The 20,958-nt window shown below is 65.3% G+C and carries 23 protein-coding genes; 17 read left to right on the top strand and 6 right to left on the bottom strand.

From position 1 onward, the window contains the following. Positions 1-15: 15 nt before the first annotated feature. The 5 genes from EYZ64_RS07270 (at position 16) to EYZ64_RS07250 (ending at position 5,494) form a co-directional block, all read left to right on the top strand. The gene (locus EYZ64_RS07270) at positions 16-225 is read left to right on the top strand and encodes an amidohydrolase family protein (RefSeq protein ID WP_286174674.1); all 210 of its coding nucleotides are present in this window, start codon (positions 16-18) and stop codon (positions 223-225) included. A gap of 153 nt (positions 226-378) precedes the next feature. Then, positions 379-1,011, top strand: coding sequence for a TetR/AcrR family transcriptional regulator (locus tag EYZ64_RS07265; RefSeq protein WP_167857740.1), 633 nt, complete (start codon positions 379-381; stop codon positions 1,009-1,011). A 165-nt stretch (positions 1,012-1,176) separates the two neighbouring features. Further along, positions 1,177-2,172: a phosphotransferase enzyme family protein gene (locus tag EYZ64_RS07260; protein WP_135452857.1), complete on the top strand. Its 996-nt coding sequence runs from the start codon at positions 1,177-1,179 to the stop codon at positions 2,170-2,172. A gap of 60 nt (positions 2,173-2,232) precedes the next feature. Further along, on the top strand, positions 2,233-3,537 hold the full coding sequence (locus tag EYZ64_RS07255; protein WP_135452856.1) for an aspartate aminotransferase family protein: 1,305 nt from the start codon (positions 2,233-2,235) through the stop codon (positions 3,535-3,537). Between the two features lie 448 nt (positions 3,538-3,985). Continuing rightward, positions 3,986-5,494 (top strand): APC family permease, encoded by a 1,509-nt coding sequence (locus EYZ64_RS07250; RefSeq protein WP_135452855.1) that lies wholly within the window; start codon positions 3,986-3,988, stop codon positions 5,492-5,494. A gap of 120 nt (positions 5,495-5,614) precedes the next feature. Here the strand turns inward: EYZ64_RS07250 and EYZ64_RS07245 are convergent, their stop codons facing one another. Continuing rightward, positions 5,615-6,250 carry a TetR/AcrR family transcriptional regulator gene (locus tag EYZ64_RS07245; RefSeq protein ID WP_210115482.1) on the bottom strand — a complete coding sequence of 212 codons (636 nt, stop codon included), beginning with the start codon at positions 6,248-6,250 and terminating at the stop codon, positions 5,615-5,617. A gap of 34 nt (positions 6,251-6,284) precedes the next feature. Beyond that, positions 6,285-7,223, bottom strand: coding sequence for an AraC-like ligand-binding domain-containing protein (locus EYZ64_RS07240; RefSeq protein ID WP_167857739.1), 939 nt, complete (start codon positions 7,221-7,223; stop codon positions 6,285-6,287). Positions 7,224-7,383: 160 nt separating this feature from the next. Here EYZ64_RS07240 and paaK point away from each other — a divergent pair, with 160 nt between their 5' ends. After that, positions 7,384-8,682, top strand: coding sequence for a phenylacetate--CoA ligase PaaK (gene paaK / locus EYZ64_RS07235; protein WP_353653670.1), 1,299 nt, complete (start codon positions 7,384-7,386; stop codon positions 8,680-8,682). Positions 8,683-8,685: 3 nt separating this feature from the next. Here paaK and EYZ64_RS07230 read toward each other — a convergent pair whose 3' ends face one another. The 3 genes from EYZ64_RS07230 to paaZ form a co-directional block, all read right to left on the bottom strand. Continuing rightward, positions 8,686-9,303 carry a TetR/AcrR family transcriptional regulator gene (locus tag EYZ64_RS07230; protein ID WP_135452852.1) on the bottom strand — a complete coding sequence of 206 codons (618 nt, stop codon included), beginning with the start codon at positions 9,301-9,303 and terminating at the stop codon, positions 8,686-8,688. A 67-nt stretch (positions 9,304-9,370) separates the two neighbouring features. Next, positions 9,371-9,670, bottom strand: a complete 300-nt coding sequence (locus tag EYZ64_RS07225; RefSeq protein WP_135452851.1) for an EthD family reductase — start codon at positions 9,668-9,670, stop codon at positions 9,371-9,373. Then, complete coding sequence (paaZ, locus tag EYZ64_RS07220; protein ID WP_135452850.1) at positions 9,670-11,718, bottom strand: phenylacetic acid degradation bifunctional protein PaaZ; 2,049 nt, start codon at positions 11,716-11,718, stop codon at positions 9,670-9,672. The genes EYZ64_RS07225 and paaZ overlap by 1 nt, the downstream gene beginning before the upstream one ends. Positions 11,719-11,843: 125 nt before the next feature. Between paaZ and paaA the strand changes: the two genes are divergently transcribed. From paaA to EYZ64_RS07165, 11 genes are all read left to right on the top strand, one after another. Further along, entirely contained in the window at positions 11,844-12,791 is a 948-nt protein-coding gene (paaA, locus tag EYZ64_RS07215) for a 1,2-phenylacetyl-CoA epoxidase subunit PaaA (RefSeq protein ID WP_135452849.1), read from the top strand. Beyond that, positions 12,788-13,084 carry a 1,2-phenylacetyl-CoA epoxidase subunit PaaB gene (gene paaB / locus EYZ64_RS07210; RefSeq protein ID WP_135452848.1) on the top strand — a complete coding sequence of 99 codons (297 nt, stop codon included), beginning with the start codon at positions 12,788-12,790 and terminating at the stop codon, positions 13,082-13,084. Before paaA ends, paaB begins: the two co-directional genes overlap by 4 nt. A 14-nt stretch (positions 13,085-13,098) precedes the next feature. Then, entirely contained in the window at positions 13,099-14,034 is a 936-nt protein-coding gene (paaC, locus tag EYZ64_RS07205) for a 1,2-phenylacetyl-CoA epoxidase subunit PaaC (RefSeq protein WP_135452847.1), read from the top strand. A gap of 5 nt (positions 14,035-14,039) precedes the next feature. After that, positions 14,040-14,552 carry a 1,2-phenylacetyl-CoA epoxidase subunit PaaD gene (paaD, locus tag EYZ64_RS07200; protein WP_135452846.1) on the top strand — a complete coding sequence of 171 codons (513 nt, stop codon included), beginning with the start codon at positions 14,040-14,042 and terminating at the stop codon, positions 14,550-14,552. A gap of 1 nt (position 14,553) precedes the next feature. Further along, on the top strand, positions 14,554-15,642 hold the full coding sequence (gene paaE / locus EYZ64_RS07195) for a 1,2-phenylacetyl-CoA epoxidase subunit PaaE (RefSeq protein ID WP_210115480.1): 1,089 nt from the start codon (positions 14,554-14,556) through the stop codon (positions 15,640-15,642). A 24-nt stretch (positions 15,643-15,666) separates the two neighbouring features. Beyond that, on the top strand, positions 15,667-16,833 hold the full coding sequence (locus tag EYZ64_RS07190) for a thiolase family protein (RefSeq protein WP_135452845.1): 1,167 nt from the start codon (positions 15,667-15,669) through the stop codon (positions 16,831-16,833). After that, entirely contained in the window at positions 16,830-17,576 is a 747-nt protein-coding gene (locus EYZ64_RS07185; RefSeq protein ID WP_135452844.1) for an enoyl-CoA hydratase/isomerase family protein, read from the top strand. The genes EYZ64_RS07190 and EYZ64_RS07185 overlap by 4 nt, the downstream gene beginning before the upstream one ends. Then, entirely contained in the window at positions 17,573-18,400 is an 828-nt protein-coding gene (locus EYZ64_RS07180; protein WP_286174673.1) for a 3-hydroxyacyl-CoA dehydrogenase family protein, read from the top strand. Before EYZ64_RS07185 ends, EYZ64_RS07180 begins: the two co-directional genes overlap by 4 nt. Next, positions 18,394-18,831 (top strand): hydroxyphenylacetyl-CoA thioesterase PaaI, encoded by a 438-nt coding sequence (gene paaI / locus EYZ64_RS07175; protein WP_135452843.1) that lies wholly within the window; start codon positions 18,394-18,396, stop codon positions 18,829-18,831. The genes EYZ64_RS07180 and paaI overlap by 7 nt, the downstream gene beginning before the upstream one ends. Next, positions 18,828-19,634 (top strand): enoyl-CoA hydratase/isomerase family protein, encoded by an 807-nt coding sequence (locus EYZ64_RS07170; protein ID WP_135452842.1) that lies wholly within the window; start codon positions 18,828-18,830, stop codon positions 19,632-19,634. Before paaI ends, EYZ64_RS07170 begins: the two co-directional genes overlap by 4 nt. Before the next feature lie 268 nt (positions 19,635-19,902). Next, positions 19,903-20,019, top strand: coding sequence for a DUF1942 domain-containing protein (locus tag EYZ64_RS07165; RefSeq protein ID WP_135452841.1), 117 nt, complete (start codon positions 19,903-19,905; stop codon positions 20,017-20,019). An 11-nt stretch (positions 20,020-20,030) separates the two neighbouring features. On the opposite strand, the gene EYZ64_RS07160 is transcribed toward EYZ64_RS07165, so the two are convergent. Beyond that, complete coding sequence (locus EYZ64_RS07160) at positions 20,031-20,885, bottom strand: mycofactocin-coupled SDR family oxidoreductase (protein WP_135452840.1); 855 nt, start codon at positions 20,883-20,885, stop codon at positions 20,031-20,033. Positions 20,886-20,958: the final 73 nt, after the last annotated feature.

Below are 20,958 nucleotides of genomic sequence, written 5' to 3'. Positions count from 1 at the left end.
AGCGCCGGCCACCCGGTGCTGCCGCACGCGTGCACCTCCCAGTCGGCTGCAGCGATGGGGGTGGCGTCCCAGACCGGAACGGTGACCCCGGGCAAGGCCGCCGGCTTCGTCATCATCGACCAGGATCTGTACAGCGTCGACCCTCACGACATTCACCACACCGCAGTTGAGTACGCACACTTCGCCGGGCGCAGGGTGTACGAGCGCGCCGAAGCGATACGGTAGCCGGCCCCGCCCGCGGGCGGATGTATAGCATCGAAGGAGCGACAGCTGCGACCGGGCGCCGACGCCGCCTGCTACCCGTGTCAGGTGGTAGATCGACTGGCCGGCGAGGTGCCGGGTGAGGCAGGCGTCATCACCGCACGAGGAGGATGACTGGTGACAGTGCAAACGCAACACGACGAACCCAAACTGTCGTTGCGCGAACGCAATCGCCTACGGACCCGGCGCGAGTTGCTCGACGCCGCCCTGGAGGTCTTCGCCGAGGTCGGTTTCGGCTCGGCGACCGTGGAGAAGATCGCCGAGCGCGCCGGCGCCGCCAAAGGCACCCTCTACACCTATTTCCCCCAGGGACGCGAACAGCTGTTCTGCGAACTCTACGAAGAGATCAACAACGAGCTCATCGACAAGGCGACCGAAATCTACTCCGGTGCCGACGGTGGAGACTTCTCCAGCCGACTGGTGGCCATGAGCGAGGCTGTCGTCGATGTCGCCGAACGCCCGATGCTGGGCCGGTTTTACGCCATCGACGACCCGTCACTTGACCAGGCTCTGCCCCCGGTGCGCGGGCACGCCTCCAGCGTCATCGCCCAACACATCGCCGAGGATTACGCCGCCACCGTATCCCGACGGCCGCGATCCCGATCGGCCGTGGCGCCGGAAAGCATCGCCATGCTGCTCACCGGCGCCCTGACTGCGGCCCTGAACACGGTCGCCCGGGGCACTCAATCCCGCGACGACGTGTGCCGCGCCATCGCCGCCGTGGCCGCGGGACTGACGTCGTCAAGGTAACGACCTGTTGTCGGCACATTAAATCTGACGGTTTCGTTCAATAAATGTTCATTCCGTCTTGACTATGCACGGTCCGATCAGTGATGCTGATCATACGGCGCCGAACGTGAGCGCCATCACCCGCTCCCCGACACCGGGTCGACTTCTCGTGGAAAGACAGTCACCATGTCCGCTGACGCAGCCAGTTCCGCAACCACCGCCGTGCGCGAGGCACTACCCGCCTTCGGACTCCAAGAGGGCGACCTCACGCTGGTGAAATACCGGGAGAACCACGTTTTCCGACTTGTGCACCGGCGAGGCGAATTCGCCGTTCGCCTCCATCGTGCGCAGTACAACAGCACAGCGGCGATCAACGCCGAACTCGAACTGCTCAACCAACTCGCCGTCCACGGCTTCACGGTGCCCGGCGTAATCAAGGCCGCCGACGGCGACCTCCACACCTCGACGACCCACAACGGCACCACCAGGACAGTCAGCGTCTTGACTTGGATCCCCGACGCCGCACCCCTCGGTGACATCGAAAGCGCCTTCGACGGCACATCAAAAGTCACGCCGGACCACTTCCGCCGCGTCGGCGAACTGGCGGGCCGGCTCCACAACCATCTGAGCGCACACGGCACCGACCTGAGCCGACTCCGGCCCCGTTGGGACTTCGACGGCTTGGTGGGTCCGCACGCGGTCTGGGGCGACCCATTCGCGCTGCCCGAAATCGCCTCGGCGCGGCCGCTTTTGAACGATGCCGTCGCCAAGATGCAGCATCACCTCGCCCGCGTCGGCACCAGCCCAGAGAACTTCTCGCTCATCCACGCTGACTTCACCCCGGAGAACGTCCTGCTCGCCGGCGAGGACTTGGTGCTGATCGACTTCGACGACTGCGGCGCCGGCTGGCACCCGTTTGAACTGGCGACCATGCTGTTCTGGTTCCAGCCCCACCCTGGCTACGGCCAGCTCAAGGATGCACTCCTCGATGGGTACGCCCATGCTCGCGGGCAAATCGAGGACGAGCTGCTCACCGCGATGCTGCTGGCGCGAGGGTTGACCTACCTCGGATGGGCTGCGGCCCGGCGCGGTGACCCCACCGCCGAGTTCATCGCCGAGCACCTCGTCCCCCAGGTCACGGAGAACGCTGCCCACTACCTCGCGGTCGCCACCGCCCGCTAAGGGCACCACCGCCGCCACCGCCCAACCTACGGGCGCCACGACTACCACCAAAGGTTCGCCATGACAGCACTGCACCCCACTCTCGAGACACGACCGCCATCGGAAGCCTCGGATCTTCTGCTGCGCCGCCAAACGGTTCTGGGACGCCACACCCCCCTGTTTTACCGCGAACCCCTCCAGATCGTGGCAGCGCGCGGCGTCGAGGTCACCGGGTCCGACGGCCGGACCTACCTCGACGCGTACAACAACGTTCCGCACGTCGGCCACTGCCACCCCGCGATCATCGAGGCGATCAGCCAACAGATGTCCACAGTCAACGTGCACAGTCGCTACCTGACCGACACCCCCATCGAATACGCAGAGCGGTTGCTGTCGCTTTTCCCCGCCCCGCTGGACATGATGTTCTTCACCAACAGCGGCTCCGAGGCCAACGACCTCGCGCTGCGGCTGGCACGGTTCCACACCCGCAGCACCGGCGTCTTGGTCAGCGACCACAGCTACCACGGCAACACCCAAGCGCTGGTCTCCCTCACCACCGGCCTGCCCACCTCCGAGCCGCTCGGCGCCCACATACGCACCTTCACTGCCCCCGACAACCTGGACCCGTCCTTCTCTGTCGAGGACGCACTGCTCCAGATCGACCACGCCATCGCCGAGCTGCAGCGGACCGGCCACGGCGTGGCCGCGGTGCTGTTCGATCCGCTGTTCTCCACCGAGGGATTGCCACAACTGCCCCCCGGATACCTCGACGGCCTGTGCGCGCGTGTCCGCCAAGCCGGCGGCCTGGTGATCGCCGACGAAGTGCAAAGCGGACTCGGCCGCACAGCCGACTACATGTGGGGTTTCGAAGCCACCGGCTTTGTTCCCGATCTCGCCGTGCTCGGCAAACCAATGGGCAACGGATTCCCCCTCGGCGCCGTCATTGCTCCCGCCGATCTCATCGAGTCCTTCTCCGAGGCCAACCTCTACTTCAACACCTTCGCCACCTCCCCCGCCGCGGGCGCCGCCGGACTGGCAGTGCTCCATGTCATGGAAACCGAAAAGCTGATGCTGCGCGCGCAACAGGCATCAGCAATGTTCGCCGCCGGTATGCAGGATCTGGTCGACGGCGACGACAGACTCGTCGGTGTCCGCGGGGCCGGCATGTTCCTCGGCATGCAGTTCGTCGATCCCCACTCCGGTGAATCCGACGGCCCCACCGCGCGCGCCGTCGTCGAGGCCATGCGCGCCAACGGTGTCCTGATCGGGCGGGTCGGGCGCCGAGACGAAGTCCTCAAGATCCGACCGCCGCTGGCCTTCGACACCGACCACGCCGACTTCGCTGTCAATGCGTTCGCCAAGTCCCTCGCCCAAGTCCGCCGGTGACCACCTCATGATCACCGCAGCCAGCTCGCCAGTCCAATGCTGTTGCCGGACAAGGCGATCAGCCGAATCACGGCGATCACCCACGATACGTCCGTGGCGGAGCACACTGCTGGACCGAAGCCCACCCTAAACCGCGCAACGCCGCCGAAATCCTGCCCACCATTTCCTCCCGTGCAGCTCGAACGGCGCACACTCCACCGTGCGCCCTCCCAACTTCGTGCACACGAGACGGCTCGGCGCGCACCGGCGTCACGAGCCCGCGCTGCCCACGGCCCGCAACAAGCCGGCCGACAACCCCGCACAATCAGCCTTCGCCGCTTCCGCTGTCCGGCGGGACCGAGCCTCGCTCACCGAATCACCTGCGTGTCTGGACGGTCCGTATTTTCCGCACCGGGAAATTCTTCTCTGCACTGCCCTTTTCGTGCACCTTCACCCAGAAAGAGCTGTGATGAAACGACCCTTCAACGCCGCGCCGGCGGCGACGTCCGATCTAGCGACCAATACCCTCGGAGTGGGTGGTGTGGTCTTCCTGGTCCTTGCCGCCGTCGCGCCCCTGACCGGCATTGTCGTCATCGCCACACTGGGCATCGCCCTCGGCAACGGTGGCGGAATGCCCGCAGCATTCATCGTCACCACCGTCATCCTGTTGCTGTTCGCTGTCGGCTACGCCCAAATGTCGAAGAAACTGGTCAGCGCCGGCGGGTTCTACGCCGTCGTCGTGAAAGGACTGGGACGCCCCATGGGAGTGGCGGCCGGCTTCACCGCGATGCTCGGCTACAACTGCTTCGTCGCAGGAGCGTTGGGCGTCGGCGGGTTCTTCGCATCGACCATCATCGAGACGCTCACCGGCCTGTCTCTGCCCTGGTTCGTCTGGAGCATGATCGTGGTCGTTCTCATCTTCGTCTTCACGCGGCGAGGGATCGGGTTCAGTGCACGCCTCCTCGGTGTGTGTCTGGTTCTTGAGGTATCGATCTTGATCCTGCTCGATCTCCGAATCCTCGCCGCCACCGGATACTCCATGGAAGCGTTCGCTCCCCAGACCGTCACCACGGGCTCGGTCGGAATCGCTTTGCTGTTCGCCGCCAACGCCTTCGTCGGCTTCGAGGCGACCGGTCTGTTCGCCGAGGAAGCCAAGGACCCGCGTCGGACCATTCCGCGCGCCACCTACATCGCCATCACCTTCATCGGCGTCTTCGCCGCAGTCACCACCTGGGCAATCGTGAGCGCATTGGGTGTCGCGCAGGCGCAAAGCGCGGCGATCGAGCACCTGCCCACCGGAGATCTCGTCTTCATGCTCTCTGAGCAGTACCTCGGCACCTTCCTGACCAACACCATGATGGTGCTGTTGTTGGTCTCGCTTTTCGCAGCGATTCTGGCCCTGCACAATTCGGCCACCCGCTACATCTACGCCCACGCCCGCGTCGGCATCCTGCCGAGTGTGCTGGCCCGCACCCGAAACTCCAACGGGTGCCCGCAGAACGCGAGCCTTGCCCAGCTCAGCTTCGGCCTGGCGGTCGCGGCGATCTATTTTGCGCTGGGCCTGGATCCGATGACGTCACTGACGCCCTCGATGACCGGTTTCGGCACCCTGGCGATTCTCACGCTGCAGGCTCTTGCTGCGGCGGCGATCACGGTGTACTTCACCCGCACCCGGGACCCGCGGGTGGTGCGCGCGATCCTCGCCCCCGCCGCCGGCTCGCTCGGGCTGGCGACCGTTGTCACTTTGGCGATCGTGAACTTCTCGGTGTTGGCGGGTTCAGAAGACCCCGTGATCGGGCGGCTGCCATGGCTTTTGGCGCTCTGCCTGGTCAGCGGCGTGGCGACGGCGTTCTGGTTGAAGGCCCGCCGACCCACTGTGTACGCCAACCTGCGTGACGACATGGAGCGTTACGACCTCAGGCACGGCGACACGGCCGCAGTCCCGACCACAGTCCCCACCACGACTCCGCTGCAGTAAGGTTCTTCGCCCGGTCGCGGCCCGCTGCGACCGGGCGAGGTCGACCGACGGGCCCGGACAAACTCAACTATTCCGATGAAAGCGATTACCGCCAAACGGATGTCGTGCTCACCGCCGTCATCAGCCGTGATCGCTGCCCAATCCGTCGAACAACACACTGGTGACCGACGCTGCCAGCGCGCTCTCGTCGACAGCGCCACCGGGCTGGTACCACTCGGTGAGGGAGTTGACCATGCCGAAAATCAGTCTGCTGATGACGTCGGGAGCGATATCCCCCCGAAGCCGTCCCTCCTGCACCGCGTTCTGCACGAGCACCGCGATCCGGTCGTCGAGGTCACGGCGCCGCTGCAGTGCCTGCTGCTCCAGCGGGCTGTTCCCTCGCACCCGCAGCAGCAGCGTCACCGCCGGGAGGTGCTGCACCAAGATGGTCACCGACGCCTGCACAGTGGAACGCAACCGGTCGTATGCGTCGCTGCCGCCGACAGCCTGCTCACCGTCTGCCACCGCATCGGACAGCGCATCGAGGGCTTCGTCGAGGGCAGCCGCCAACATCGACTCTTTGCTGTCGAAATGATAGAAGACGGCCGATTTGGTGACTCCTAGCTCCCGCGCCAAGTCGCTGATCGAAGCGGCGTCATACCCCCGGCGGTTGAACAACCCGATGGCCTGCCGCAGCACGTCGTCACGGGTGTGGCCCGGTCGGCCGCGCGGGCGCCGCGGACGTGGCGCGGCGGCGCGGTCCGATTCAGCAGTCATACCGTTCATCGTTGCAGTCACGCGAGCCGAACGGTCACCCCGCCGCATGAACCTTGCGAAACTCGCGCGGACTCAGGCCGTAGGCGTTACGGAACACCCGCGAGAAATAGGCCGGGTCTGGGAAACCCCACCGGTGGCCGACATAGGCGATCGACAGGTGCCGGCACCCCGGGTCCACCAGATCGCGCCGGCACCGTTCCAGCCGTCGGGACCGGATCAGGCCCGACACCGAGGTTCCATCGGCCTCAAAAGCCTTCTGCACCAGCCGCACCGAGACGAAGTGGGCCTCGGCGATGGTCTTGCTGCCCAGGTCGGGATCATGCAGGTGATCGTCGATGTAGGTGGTGGCTTGCGCCAGGAGTTTGCGCTGCGCGGTGGAGGTCGCCGGATCCAGCGGGGCTTGCAACTGCTGGGCGAAGGCTGCCGTCACCAGATCCACCACAGCGTCGCCGAGGTGGTGAGCGATGACCGGCCGGCCGTCGCTGACGCCTGCGCTCAGGCCCCGCATCAAGGGCGCGATCAGCGAACCCAGCCCGGTGTCACCGGCGAGGCGCAACGCGGTCAGATCAGCCATTTGAGCTGCAGGCAGGCGTACCAGGGATCGTGGGAACATCGCGATCGTCATGCGAAAGTTGTCGCCGAAGGCGATTCGGTAGGGGCGCGAGGTGTCATATATCGCGAAGTCTCCGGCCCGCAAATGCGCTTGGCGCCCGCGCTGTTCGATGACGCACTCCCCGCTGACCAGCAGCCCGAACTTGTACAGCTCCGGATCGTCCTGCCGGATCAGCCGCGCCGTACGTTCGACCACTGCACACGAGGCGGCCACCTCCGCGAGAATCACCGCACCCAGATTTGTCGACTCCACGTCGCCGGAGAAGCCATGCCCGTTGTCGGCGCAGTGGGCGCGCAGGGGCACGAAGGTGCGGCAGATGCGTTCGCGCCAGTCGTCGAAATTCCGAGGTGCGACAGCCATATTCGCTTCCATTCGACCGCCCATCCATGTGACTACCGTCACCGTACTCACCGAATGTTCGGTCGGTCAAGTTTGGTGCGGCACAGTCCAAGTTCCGCCGCCGCCGATTGGCGACTGTATAGACCTGCACCACTAGCGAAGTGAGAATTCCATGCTGGACATGAGCCCACGCCCGGGCGATCTGGACCAAGTTGAAACGGTATCTGCCGACGAGTTGCGGGAGCTGCAGTTGGATCGACTGCAGTGCTCGACCCGGCACGCCTACGACAACGTTGCGCATTACCGCGCCTCGTTCGATGCCGCGGGGGTCCACCCCGACGACGTCAAGTCGCTCGAGGACCTCGCCAAGCTGCCTTTCACCACGAAAAGCGATCTACGAGAGAACTATCCGTTCGGCATGTTCGCCGTTCCCCGCGAGGACGTGGTGCGCGTGCATGCATCGTCAGGGACCACCGGGCGTCCGACTGTGGTCGGTTATACCGCTCAGGATCTGCACACCTGGTCAACGGTCGTGGCCCGCAGTATCCGAGCCGCGGGCGGCCGACGCGGGCACATCCTGCACAACGCTTACGGTTACGGCCTGTTCACCGGCGGACTAGGCGCGCACGCCGGCGCCGAAAAGCTCGGTTGCACAGTGGTTCCGGTATCCGGAGGCATGACTGAGCGACAGGTTCAGCTGATCCGCGATTTCCAGCCCGACATCATCATGGTCACGCCGTCCTACATGCTCTCGCTCATCGACGAGATGGAACGGCAAGGCATCGACCCCCGCTCAACATCGTTGAAAGTCGGCATCTTCGGGGCCGAACCGTGGACCAACGACATGCGCGCAGAGATGGAACAGCGCCTCGACATGCACGCCGTCGACATCTACGGCCTGTCGGAGGTCATCGGCCCCGGCGTGGCCAGCGAGTGCGTCGAGACCAAAGACGGTCTCACCGTGTGGGAGGACCACTTCTACCCCGAGATCGTCGATCCCGAAACGCTTCAGCCGGTGCCCGACGGCCAGGAAGGCGAGCTGGTCTTCACCTCGCTGACCAAGCAGGCGATGCCGATCATCCGGTACCGCACCCGGGATCTGACCCGGTTGCTTCCCCCGACCGCCCGGTCGATGCGCCGAATCGAGAAGATCACCGGCCGCACCGACGACATGATCATTCTCCGCGGTGTCAACCTGTTCCCCACCCAGATCGAGGAACTCATCCTGCAGGTGCCTGCTCTGTCCCCGCACTTTCAGTGCGTGCTGTCCCGCCGCGACAAACTCGATGAGCTCACCGTGCGGGTGGAACAACGATCACTGTGCACCTCGGCGGACGCCAGCGACGCCTCCGCTGCGTTGAAGCGGTTAGTCAAGAACAAGATCGGTGTCTCCGTCCACGTCGAGGTCGTGGCGCCGGACTCCGTAGAGCGGTCCGCGGGCAAGATGCGCCGCATTGTGGATCAGCGTCCGGTCCGCTGATACTCAGCGCGCGCGGATGCCGTCCATCAGCATCGAGCTGACTTGTACGGCAAGTTGGTCGGGAGTGGTATTGCGGTCTGGCCGGTACCACTCCCGCACCGAGTTGGTCATGCCGAAGATCAACCGTGCCGTGGTGCGCGCGTCGAGGTCAGAACGGACGTCGCCCTCGTCGATCGCTTCCTGCACCACCGCGGCGACGAAATTGTCATAGGCACGACGCTGTTCCAGCGCCCACCTCTCGGTCTCGGTATTGCCGTGGACGTTGAGCAGCAAAGTGACGTAGGGCAACCGATCCGCCATGATCTGAAGGTTGCTGCGGATCAGATACGTCAACCGGTCCACCGCCGAGCCGGTGGTCGCCGCCGGCTCGCTCATGCTCGCCATGAGGGGTTCCAGCGCCTTCTGCAGGCCCAGGCGCAGCAGTTGTTCCTTGCCTTCGATGTGATGGTAAATCGAGGACTTCGACAGTCCCGAGGCCAGAGACAGATGCTGAAAACTGGTGCCGTCGTATCCGCGTTCGGTAAACACCCGCACCGCGACGTCCAGCAGCAGATCCAGATTGTAGATCGGACGCAGCTCGCCCGACGGCAGGCGCGTGCCCTGGTTGGAGCGGTCGGTCATAGCCACCATGCTCCCACGCTGCGCGCCGCGGGCCCTCCGCGACGAGGGGCCGCAGCGCGCCGGCGAGTCACCCGCCGATGATTTCGGCGGTGAACATCACCCGCTCGGCGGGAAGCGTCTCGGCGTCCTTGGCCACGACGGCCATCTCCGGTGACCGCAGCGCCGATTTGAGGGCGGCGGCATCGTCAAAATCGAACTCGGCCACCAGGTAGGGCGCCGTACCGTCACCGAGCTTCCGCGGTTTCGAGAACGACGCGGCCCGCAACCCGGGCAGCGGCCGGCACAGCGGCACATGCTGCTCGAAATAGCGTGTGTCGAACGTCTCCGGATCAGCAGGCGTCTGATACTGAATCGTCAAGCGGTACATCAGTTCTGTCCTTCCTGTGGCCAGATCTTTGCAACCAGTGTCAGGACGTCATAGGTGGCCACCGCAGCGCCCTCCTGGTTGACCACCACCGCGTCCCAGCGCACCTCGCCGTAGTCGGCACTCGAACGAGGCGTGATCTGCTTGACAGTCAACGTCACCCGAATGGTGTCCTCGGCCTTCACCGGCGTCAGGAAACGTAGATTATCGACTCCGAAGTTCGCCAACACCGGACCCGGGTTGGGCTCAACGAAAAGTCCGGCAGCCAACGACACCACGAGGTAACCGTGAGCGACGATGCCGCCGAACAACGCATTGGCCGCTGCTGCCTCCGGATCGGTGTGCGCGTAGAACGTGTCACCGGTGAACTCGGCGAAGTGATCGATATCGGCCAGCGTCACCTGCCGGGAATCCGATTCGATGCTGTCGCCGATCTGCAACTCGGCAAGACTCTTGCGGAACGGATGCACCTCGCCACCGCGGCGCTGCGATCCCGTGAACCACTGGCCGGTGATGGCCGTCAGCATGTCCGGTGATCCTTGAATCGCGGTGCGCTGCATATGGTGCAGGACCGCGCGGATGCCGCCGAGTTCCTCGCCGCCGCCTGCGCGTCCGGGCCCACCATGCACCAGCACCGGCAGCGGGCTGCCGTGGCCGGTGGATTCGCCTGCGTCGTCGCGATCGAGAACCAGCAGCCGGCCGTGCCACGGCGCCACCCCGAGCGCCACGTTCCGGACCACCTGGGGGTCGTGGCTCACCAAGGAGGCGACCAGGCTGCCCCGGCCCCGCGCGGCAAGCTCGACCGCCTCGGCGATGCTGCCGTAGCTCAGTACGGTGGCCACCGGACCGAACGGCTCGATATCGTGCGGTTCCACTGCACCCGGACGGGCACGCAGCAACACCGGGGACAGAAACGCGCCCTTCTCGGCGTCGGCGCCGACGACATCGACCCGATTTGGGTCGCCGAACACGATGTCGGCCGAATTCCCCAGTGCCTCCACGGCTTTACGTACCTCGTCACGCTGGGCGAGGCTGGCCAGCGCTCCCATCCGTACGGTGTCGTCGGCGGGGTTGCCGACAGTAACCTTGGCAAGTTTCGCGCTGATCGCATCCACGACCTCATCGGCGATGGCCTCCGGGACGAGTACCCGGCGGATTGCCGTGCATTTCTGGCCGGCCTTCACCGTCATCTCGGTCACCACGCCCTTGACGAACAGGTCAAATTCAGGATCGGTGGTCGTGACGTCGGGGCCCAGGATCGAGCTGTTGAGAGAGTCTGCCTCCACCCCCAACTGGACACCGCCGTGCAGCACCGACGGGTGGTTGCGCAGGATCGCCGCGGTGTGGGCGGAACCGGTGAACGCAACGCAGTCCTGTTCGGTCAGCTCGTCGAGCAGCGTGCCGGCACTGCCGCACACCAGCTGGATGCTGCCCTCGGGGAGGATGCCGGACTCGACGATCCTGCGCACGACGGCCTCGGTCAGGTACGCGGTCTGGCTGGCCGGCTTGACGATGCTGGGCAGTCCGGCAAGGAAGGCAGGCGCGAGTTTCTCCAGCATGCCCCAGACCGGAAAGTTGAAGGCGTTGATCTGCACCGCGACCCCGGGCCGGGAGGTGTAGATGTGCTGGCCCAGAAAGGTGCCCTGTTTGCCCAGCGGCTCGAACCGGCCGTCGAGCACGATGGTGTCATTGGGCAGCTCGCGCGTGCCTTTGCTCGCGTAGGAGAACGCCGTGCCGATACCGCCGTCGATGTCGACCATCGAATCGCGCCGGGTGGCACCGGTGCGCGCGGACAGGGCGTAGAACTCGTCTTTGAAACCGCCGAGATGCTTGGCCAGGGCCTTGAGCAGGCCCGCCCGCTCGTGGAAGGTCAGGGCCTGGATCGCCGGTGCACCGACCGAGCGGGCATGGTTCACCAATGCGGTGTAGTCCAGGCCGCGGCTCGAGACCCGGGCGACTTCCTCTCCGGTCACCGCGTCTGCGACCGGCTCTCCCTCGTCCTGGGCGCGAAACCACTGTCCCGCGACATAGCTCTCCAGCAGTGCGCTCACGATGAGCTTCCTTCCGATTGATGCGCGCGGGCCATTGCGCGGCTCGCTCTGCGTGTGCCAACATAGTACAGACCGTTCGGTCAGTAAATAGCCCGCGAGAAGTCGTCCAAGCACCGGAGGTGCCTATGTCCTCGGCCGTCGCAGATCCCACACTCGCCGCACAGTTCGAGTCGACCGTCGCCGCCAAGGAACGCATCGAACCCCGCGACTGGATGCCCGATGCCTACCGCCAAACGCTCATCAGACAGGTTGCGCAGCACGCGCATTCAGAGATCATCGGCATGCAACCCGAGGGCAACTGGATCGGTCGCGCACCGTCACTGCGACGCAAAGCGATCCTGTTGGCCAAGGTGCAGGACGAAGCCGGTCACGGGCTGTACCTGTACTCAGCGGCGGAGACGTTGGGTGCGTCCCGGCAGGAACTGACCGACCTGCTGATCAGCGGCGCACAGAAATATTCGTCGATCTTCAACTACCCCACCCTGTCCTACGCCGACGTCGGCACCATCGGCTGGTTGGTGGACGGCGCTGCGATCTGCAACCAGGTTCCGTTGTGCCGTACGTCTTTTGGCCCCTATGGCCGCGCGATGATCCGAATCTGCAAGGAGGAGTCGTTTCACCAGCGGCAGGGGTACGAGCTGCTGATGACGATGATGCGCGGCACCGACGCCCAGCGCGCCATGGTGCAGGAGTCGGTCAACCGGTTCTGGTGGCCGGCGCTGATGATGTTCGGCCCGCCCGATGACGCCTCTCCCAACACCGAGCAATCCATGGCATGGGGTATCAAGACCCACACCAACGACGAATTGCGCCAACGGTTTGTCGACATGTCGATCCCCCAGGCCAAAGCACTCGGTGTCACGTTGCCCGACCCGGACCTGAAGTGGAACGAGCAGCGGCAGTCACACGACTTCGGCGAGATCGATTGGGATGAGTTCTGGGCCGTGGTCAAAGGTGACGGTCCCTGCAACGCTCAGCGCATCGCCCACCGCAGAAAGGCCCGTGACGAGGGGGCGTGGGTGCGTGAGGCAGCCACCGCGTTCGCGTCCAAGCAGAAGGAGCTCACCCGATGACCTTCCAGATCAGCGGTGAATGGCCGCTATATGAGATCTTCGTCCGTGGTAAGCGAGGTCTCAACCACGTGCATGTCGGTTCCCTGCATGCCCCCGACGACGAGATGGCGCTGCGCCATGCCCGTGATGTCTACACCCGACGCAACGAAGGTGTCAGCATCTGGGCGGTTCGCTCCGACCTGATCGTGGCCTCCAGCCCGGATGAGAAGGATCCGTTGTTTGCCCCCAGCGGCGACAAGGTGTACCGGCATCCCACTTTCTACGACATCCCCGACCACGTACCCCACATGTGAGCGCGGAGACACATATGCCCGACGTACATACCCCCGAAACCGACGAGCACGAGAATGCCTACGCTGGCCTGCTCGTCAACGACGCCCACTGGGCTTTCGGCACCGACTTCGAAGACCCGCTCGCTGGAGTGGACACCACCATCCCCGCCGGCGTGAACCCGACCGTCCTGGCGCAATACTGTCTGATGCTCGGCGATGACGCACTGGTTCTGTCACAACGGCTTTCGCAGTGGTGCAGCAACGCTCCGGACCTCGAAGAGGACATCGCGCTGGCTAACATCGCGCTCGACCTGTTGGGGCAGGCGCGGCTGCTGCTCGCCCGGGCCGCCGCTGCCGACCCGTCGGTCGTTCCCACCCTGCCCTCAGGATCACCGGTACCCGATGAGGACCGGCTGGCGTTCTTCCGCGACCAGGACCAGTTCCGCAGTGTCCACATAGCCGAAGTTCCCAACGGTGACTTCGCCGAGGCGATCACCCGGATCCTGATGTTCGCCACTTGGCGGCTCGCGCTGTTCGAACGCCTCGCGCACAGCACCGACGCGGTGCTGGCCGCCGTCGCGGCCAAGGGCGTCAAAGAGCTTGCCTATCATCGAGATTTCGCGGGCCGCTGGTTCGTGACGCTGGCGCAGGGCACCGACGAGTCTCGCCGACGGCTCGTTGCCGCTGTGACCGGCCTCTGGCCGCTGTGGGGAGAGCTGCGGGACACCCATCCGGTGGAGAGCGAAGCCGCCGCCACGGGAGTCGGGGTCGACCCGGCCACCGTCGCCGACGAGATCGACGTGGTGATCGAGCAGGTACTGGTGGCCGCCGGTCTCGAGCGGCCGACGGCCCGGCCCCTGGCCGGGGTTCAACGCCGCACAGGCCGCCATGGTCTGCACACCGAAGCGCTGAGCAGGCTGCTGGCCGAAATGCAGGTCGTCGCCCGCGCACATCCCGAGGGAACCTGGTGAGCACCATGATCGAGCCTCGCGTGGTCGACCTCGATCGTGCTCGCACGGTGGCGGCGACCGTCGTCGATCCTGAACTGCCGATGCTGACCCTGGCCGACCTGGGCGTACTGCGCGAGGTCGAGCTCGACGGCGCCACAGTCGTCGTGTCGATTACCCCCACCTACTCCGGGTGCCCGGCCATGGCCACCATGCGTGACGATCTCGTACATCGGTTGCACGACCACGGTTTCGACGATGTTCGTGTCCGGGTTTCGCTGCAGCCTGCATGGACGACCGACTGGATCACCCCGGCGGGTCGGGCCGCGCTGACCAAGGCAGGAATCTCAGCACCCGGGCCCGCACCACGACACCACGGCCCGGTCGCCCTGCAACTGTCACCCACCCGCCGCGCCGTGCGGTGTCCGCAGTGCACTTCCTCCGAGGTCGAGGTGACCTCGGAGTTCGGTTCGACGGCGTGCAAAGCGCTCTACCGCTGCCGGACGTGCCTGGAGCCGTTCGACCATGTGAAGGAGATTTGAGGTGACCGGGACACTGACCCCCGAGGACCGCGCCACACGTTCGGCGTTTCACCCCTTGACGGTGACGCGCATCGCGCGCGTGACCGACGATGCGGTGGCCGTAACGTTCGCGGTACCCGACAGTCTTCGCGAGAACTTCGAATTCCATGCCGGCCAAGCGCTCACACTGCGACGCATCGTCGACGGAGTAGAGCACCGCCGCAGCTATTCGATCTGCTCACCAGCGGGCAGCGCGCCCCGCATCGGTGTACGGGAGATCCCGGACGGGCTGTTCTCGTCATGGTTGGTCCGCGATGTCAAGGTCGGCGACCGCATCGAGGTGCAGGGACCCACCGGGAGCTTTCGCGCCGATGCCCAGCAAGGGGGGCGCCACCTCTGCATCGCCGCAGGATCCGGCATCACCCCAATGCTGTCGATCGCGGCGACGGTATTGACCAACCCGTCGGCGCATATGACGCTGCTCTACGGCAACCGCACCACCACTTCGGTGATGTTCGCCGACGAACTCGCCGACCTCAAAGACGCCCATCATCATCAATTCGATCTGATCCACGTGCTCTCCCGCGAGGCCCGTGACGTCGAGCTGTTCTCCGGCCGCTTGGACGCAGAACGACTGCGCGAGTTGCTCACCGCGTTGGTGCCCGTCGGCGAGGTCGATCACGTCTGGCTGTGCGGCCCCTTCGGCATGCTGTCCGACGCGCGGCTGGTGCTCACCGAGCTAGGGGTCCCCGCCGAGCGGGTGCACTTCGAGCTGTTCTACGTCGACGCCCCTCCCCCGCAGTTGCGCCACCGCGACCGCGTAATCGGCGGCGACACCAGCGAAGTCACCGTCGTGCTCGACGGGCGGGCCGCCACCACCGCCATGGCGCGGGACAAGACCATCCTGGACTCCGCACAGGAGACCCGCAGCGACCTGCCCTTCGCCTGCAAAGGCGGAGTGTGCGGCACGTGCCGCGCCAAGGTCTGTGACGGTGAGGTCGACATGGTGCGTAACTACGCGCTCGAACCCGCAGAGGTGGCCGACAACTTCATCCTGGCCTGCCAGACCTTCCCCATCAGTGCAGCAGTGACCGTCGACTTCGACGCCTGACGCCCCGACAACCAAAGGACCCCAATGCCCGAGGCATTCATCCTCGACGGTCTTCGTACGCCCATCGGCCGCTACGGCGGCGCCCTCGCCGCGATCCGACCGGACGATCTGGCCGCCACCGCAGTGCGCGCGGTCGTCGACCGCTGCGGGGTTGATCCCTCCGACATCGACGAAGTGATCTTTGGCGCGGCGAACCAAGCCGGCGAGGACAACCGCAATGTCGCGCGGATGGCCGCCCTGCTGGCCGGATTGCCGGACTCCGTACCGGGTGTCACAGTCAACCGACTGTGCGCCTCCGGGCTCAGCGCCATTGCGATGGCACGGCAGATGATCGCCGCCGCCGACGCCGATGTAGTGGTCGCAGGTGGCGTCGAATCCATGACCCGAGCGCCATGGGTCACTGAAAAGCCCAGCCGCGCCTGGTCGAAACCCGGCCGGAGTTTCGACACCTCGATCGGTTGGCGGTTCACCAATCCAACCTTCGATGCCGATACCACGCTCACGATGCCGCAGACCGCTGAGCGCGTCGCCGAACGGTGGAACCTCACCCGCGAACAATGTGATGTTTTCGCGCTGCGCTCCCACCAGCGTGCTGTGGATGCCTGGAAGAACGGGCACTTCGACAACGAGGTGATCGCCGTAGGTGAGACCGCCGTCGACGAAGGTCCACGACCGGACACCACACTGGAGAGGTTGGCAGGGCTCAAACCGATCCACGGGCCGGGTGGAAAGATCACCGCCGGTAACTCGAGTTCGCTCAACGACGGTGCCGCCGCAGTGATCCTGGTCAGCGAGAGCTATGCGGCACGGCACGGGTTGACGCCACGCGCCCGGGTCGTCGGTGCAGCCAACGCCGGCGTCGCCCCCGACGTCATGGGTATCGGCCCGGTTCCGGCCACGCACAAGGTGCTCGCCCGAACCGGCTGGACCGTCGATGATCTCGATGCAGTGGAGTTGAATGAAGCATTCGCTGCGCAGGCGTTGGCGTGCATCGGCGACCTCGGCCTCGACAGCGAACTCGTCAACAGCGACGGTGGCGCGATCGCCATGGGTCATCCGCTGGGATGCTCAGGCACTCGCATCACAGTGACGTTGCTGAACCGGCTCGAGCGCGCTGGTGGTCGTCGCGGACTGGCCACCATGTGTGTCGGCGTCGGGCAAGGATCTGCGCTGCTACTGGAGCGGTCATGAGCGAAATGCCCCTTCTGGTGGAAGAACTCGATGACCGGGTGGTGTTGCGACTCAACCGGCCTGAAGTGCGCAACGCCATCGACCAAGCCCTGGTGTCTGCGCTCCACGACGCCTGTGCACAACTGGAACGCTATCCACGGGTAGCACTGCTTATCGGTTCCGGCGGTACCTTCGCCGCCGGCGCCGATATCGGCCAACTGCGTGAACGACGCCGCGACGATGCTCTGGCCGGCATCAACTCCGCCATCTTCGATCGGATCCACCGCCTGCCGATGCCGGTCGTCGCACTGCTCGACGGGTACGCCCTCGGCGGCGGCGCAGAACTGGCCTACGCTTGCGATTTCCGTATCGGCACACCAACGGTCAAGATCGGCAACCCCGAGCCCGGGCTGGGCATTCTGGCCGCCGCCGGCGCCGCGTGGCGGCTCAGCGAGCTTGTCGGTGAACCACTGGCCAAAGAGATTCTCCTTGCAGGCAGGACCCTGACCGCAACCGAGGCGCACGCGGCGCGACTGCTCAACGAGGTGGTACCCGCCGCCGACCTCGAAGCCGCCGGACACCGTCTTGCTGACCGGATCACAGGTCAGGCGCCACTGGCGGTCCGGCTCACGAAGTCAGTTTTCCATGCGCCTCGGGCAGCCCATCCCCTCATCGACAACGTCGCCCAGGCCGTCCTCTTCGAAACCTCGGACAAACACGACCGAATGACCTCGTTCCTCGAACGGCGCAAGGAGAAGAAGTGACCGAATCACCCTCTAAGGTAGGCGTTTACGGCGGCGGCCGCATGGGCGCCGGTATCGCGCACGCATTTGCCGTCGTCGGAGCACAGGTCACAGTCATCGAAGGTGACGAGCCCGCTGCGGAAGCGGCCCGGGAACGCGTCGAAAAGGGCCTAGCCAAGGCCGCCGAGAAGGGCGTCAACGCCACTGGCAACATCACCGTCGTCACCGATCCGACGGCACTGGCCGACACAGAACTGGTTATCGAAGCCGTGCCGGAGCTGGTCGATCTCAAACGCCGAATCCTCACCGTGATCGCCGATGTCGCCCCACACGCGGCGATCGGCTCCAACACCAGTTCCCTGTCCATCGACCAGATCGCCAAACACCTTCCGGATCCCGGCCGGGTCATCGGACTGCACTTCTTCAACCCGGTCCCCGTCAGCGATCTGGTCGAAGTCGTGGTCGGCAGCCGGACGACACCCGAACTCGTCGAGCAGGCCCAACGCTGGGTGGCCGGATTGGGCAAAACGGCCATCACGGTGACCGATTCCCCTGGCTTCGCCAGCAGCCGGCTGGGTGTGGCCATCGCACTAGAAGCCATGCGGATGCTCGACGAAGGGGTCGCCTCGGCAGAAGACATCGATACCGCCATGACACTGGGCTACCGCCACCCCGTCGGACCTCTCAAGACGACCGACATCGTTGGCCTCGACGTACGTCTCGCGATCGCCGAACATCTGACCGGTGAACTCGGGCCCCGCTTCACACCCCCGAAGGTGTTGCGCGACAAAGTTGCCGCCGGACACCTCGGGCGCAAGACCGGTCAAGGTTTCTACACATGGTGACCCCTGACGCCCAGGAGCTCGCTTCGCGCAGCGCCGAGATCATGTGGTCCAAAGACCACGCCAGCAAGGCACTGGGCATGGTCATAGACAAGGTGGCACCCGGCTCCGCCCAGGTGTCGATGAAGGTTCGCGACGATATGGTCAACGGCTGGGACCTGTGCCACGGCGGCCTGATCGCCAGCCTGGCAGACAGCGCGTTCGCCTTGGCGTGCAACAGCTACGGAATCGTCACCGTAGCAGCAGGATTCGACATCAACTTCCTCGAGTCAGGTCGGCTCGGCGACACCCTTGTCGCCGAAGCCCGACAGATCGCGCTGCGAGGCCGCTCCGGCGTCTACGACGTGACCGTCCGAAACACCGACACCGTGATCGCCGAGTTCCGAGGACGCAGCCGATCACTTCGCCGCCCCATCATCCAGGAGCAGAGATGACACCGCTGAACAACAACGACGCACCGGTTCTGACCACCCAACAAGACTCGGTAGCCACCGTCACAATCAATCGGCCCCAACGACGAAACGCCCTCAACCACACCGTCAAAACAGCCCTTCGCGACGAACTCGACCGCCTCGCCGGTGACCGCACAGTGCGAGCAGTCGTCCTCACAGGCGCAGGCGGGCATTTCTGCGCAGGCCAAGATCTCGCCGAACATGCGACCGTGCTGACCGACCGGCCTGCCCACGCATTCGACACCGTAGAAGAGCACTACTCACCAATTGTGCTCGCACTGGCGCAGATGCCGAAGCCAGTCATCGCGGCCATCGAAGGCGTCTGCGTAGGAGCGGGCCTGGGATTCGCCCTGGCCTGCGACCTACGAGTCGTGGCCCACAACGCCAACCTATCCACCGCCTTCAGCTCCATCGGCCTCACCTGCGACTCCGGCCTGGCACACTCGCTCCCCCGTGTACTAGGCGAAGCGCGCGCCAAAGAGCTGATCCTGCTCGCCGAACCTTTCACCGGCGAGCAGGCGGACCGCATGGGTTTGGTCAGCCGTCTCGTCGAACCAGGCAACGCCGTCGAAGAGGCAAACGCGCTAGCCGGCCGACTCGCTGCCGGGCCGACTCGGGCCTACGCCGAAACCAAGCGACTTCTCGCAACTTCATACCCCCGCACCCTCGAAGAAACACTCACCGAAGAGGCCGCAGCACAGGCGCGGGCCGGCGCATCCAAAGATCACAATGCAGCCGTTACGGCATTCCTGTCTAAGCAGAAGCCGACTTTCACCGGCGGTTGACACGGGCTGCCTCGACCGTAAACGCCGGCGGGCCCCACGCCTCGATACGATTCCCATCGCGGCACAACACCGTTGATCGAGGCTTCTGACGTTTTCTCGAAGCACACGCAATACCGATAACGCCTAACCCGCCCGCCAGTCCGGATCCCCGAGGCAACGCATCTCAACCTCGTCAGCGACGACACAGCCTAGGGCCTCAATCTGACTGCGCCGCAACGTCGACCCACCAGATGCTCGCCATCCCCACCCCGCAGGGCATCAACCCGCCATGCTCGCCCAAAGGGGGCAGTCTTCCGGCAAGCTCTACTTCGATGTCGTGGGACCACCACCGGACGGCGTGGTGTACAACGCCGGTGGACGTGACCTGTTGTTCTGGGTCCGGTAGCCGCCGGGGTTCTAGTACTTGAGCACTCCGCGGTCGACGGCGATCTGGCTGCCCGACAGAGTGGCCGAGTTGTCACCGGCCAGGAACGCCACCACGTCGGCAACCTCCTCGGGCGCCATGAACGCCGCGAGTCCCTCGTTCTTGCCGTCGGTCACCTTGTGATATGGCATCGGGGCGAAACTGTGCAGATAGCTCGGGTACTTGGAAAAGACCTCGGCCATTACCTCCGGTTCGATCATCGGAGTGTCGATCGAGTACGGATGGATCGAGTTGACCCGAATTCCGAACTCCCCCACCTCAAGTGCCAGAGCGTTGGTCAACGCGACCAGCCCGTGCTTCGAGGCAGAGTAGTGGCCGTTGCCCGGCGTGGCCTTGAGCCCGGCCGAGGAGCTGACGATGATGATCGAGCCGCCGTTGCCGGCCTCGATCATGGCGGGCACCGCGGCCCGGATGGTCCGCCAGGTGCCGTTCAGGTTGACGTCGATGATGGTGTCGAACTGCTCGGGCGACATCTCGAACAGCCGTCCCCAGCTGAGCACACCGGCATTGGCCACCACGATGTCGAGCCGGCCGAACTGCTCGACGCCGTCGGCCACCACCTGCTGCTGGGCGGCCAGATCGCGGATGTCGACCTCGCGCGCGAGCACCTTGCGGCCCGCGGCCTCGACGGCCGCGACCGTCTCGGCCAGATCCTCCGATGTCGCGGCCGGGTAGGTGATCGAGTCGTCGACGGGCCGGCACACATCGATCGCGATGATGTCGGCGCCCTCGTTGGCCAACCGCACCGCGTGCGCGCGCCCCTGGCCGCGTGCAGCACCGGTGACGAATGCCACCCGGCCTTCCAGTGTTGCGTTACCTGCCGCCATCCCAGGGTCCTTTCAGTGAGTCTGGCCACAGGCTAACAGCAGAAGTAGAACGTGTTCCTGGACTCCTACCACT

Source organism: Mycobacterium sp. DL99 (assembly GCF_004762045.1).
Classification (GTDB): Bacteria; Actinomycetota; Actinomycetes; order Mycobacteriales; family Mycobacteriaceae; genus Mycobacterium.
Note: the sequence above shows the minus strand (reverse complement) of the source record. Positions and strands in the feature narration are given on the sequence as shown.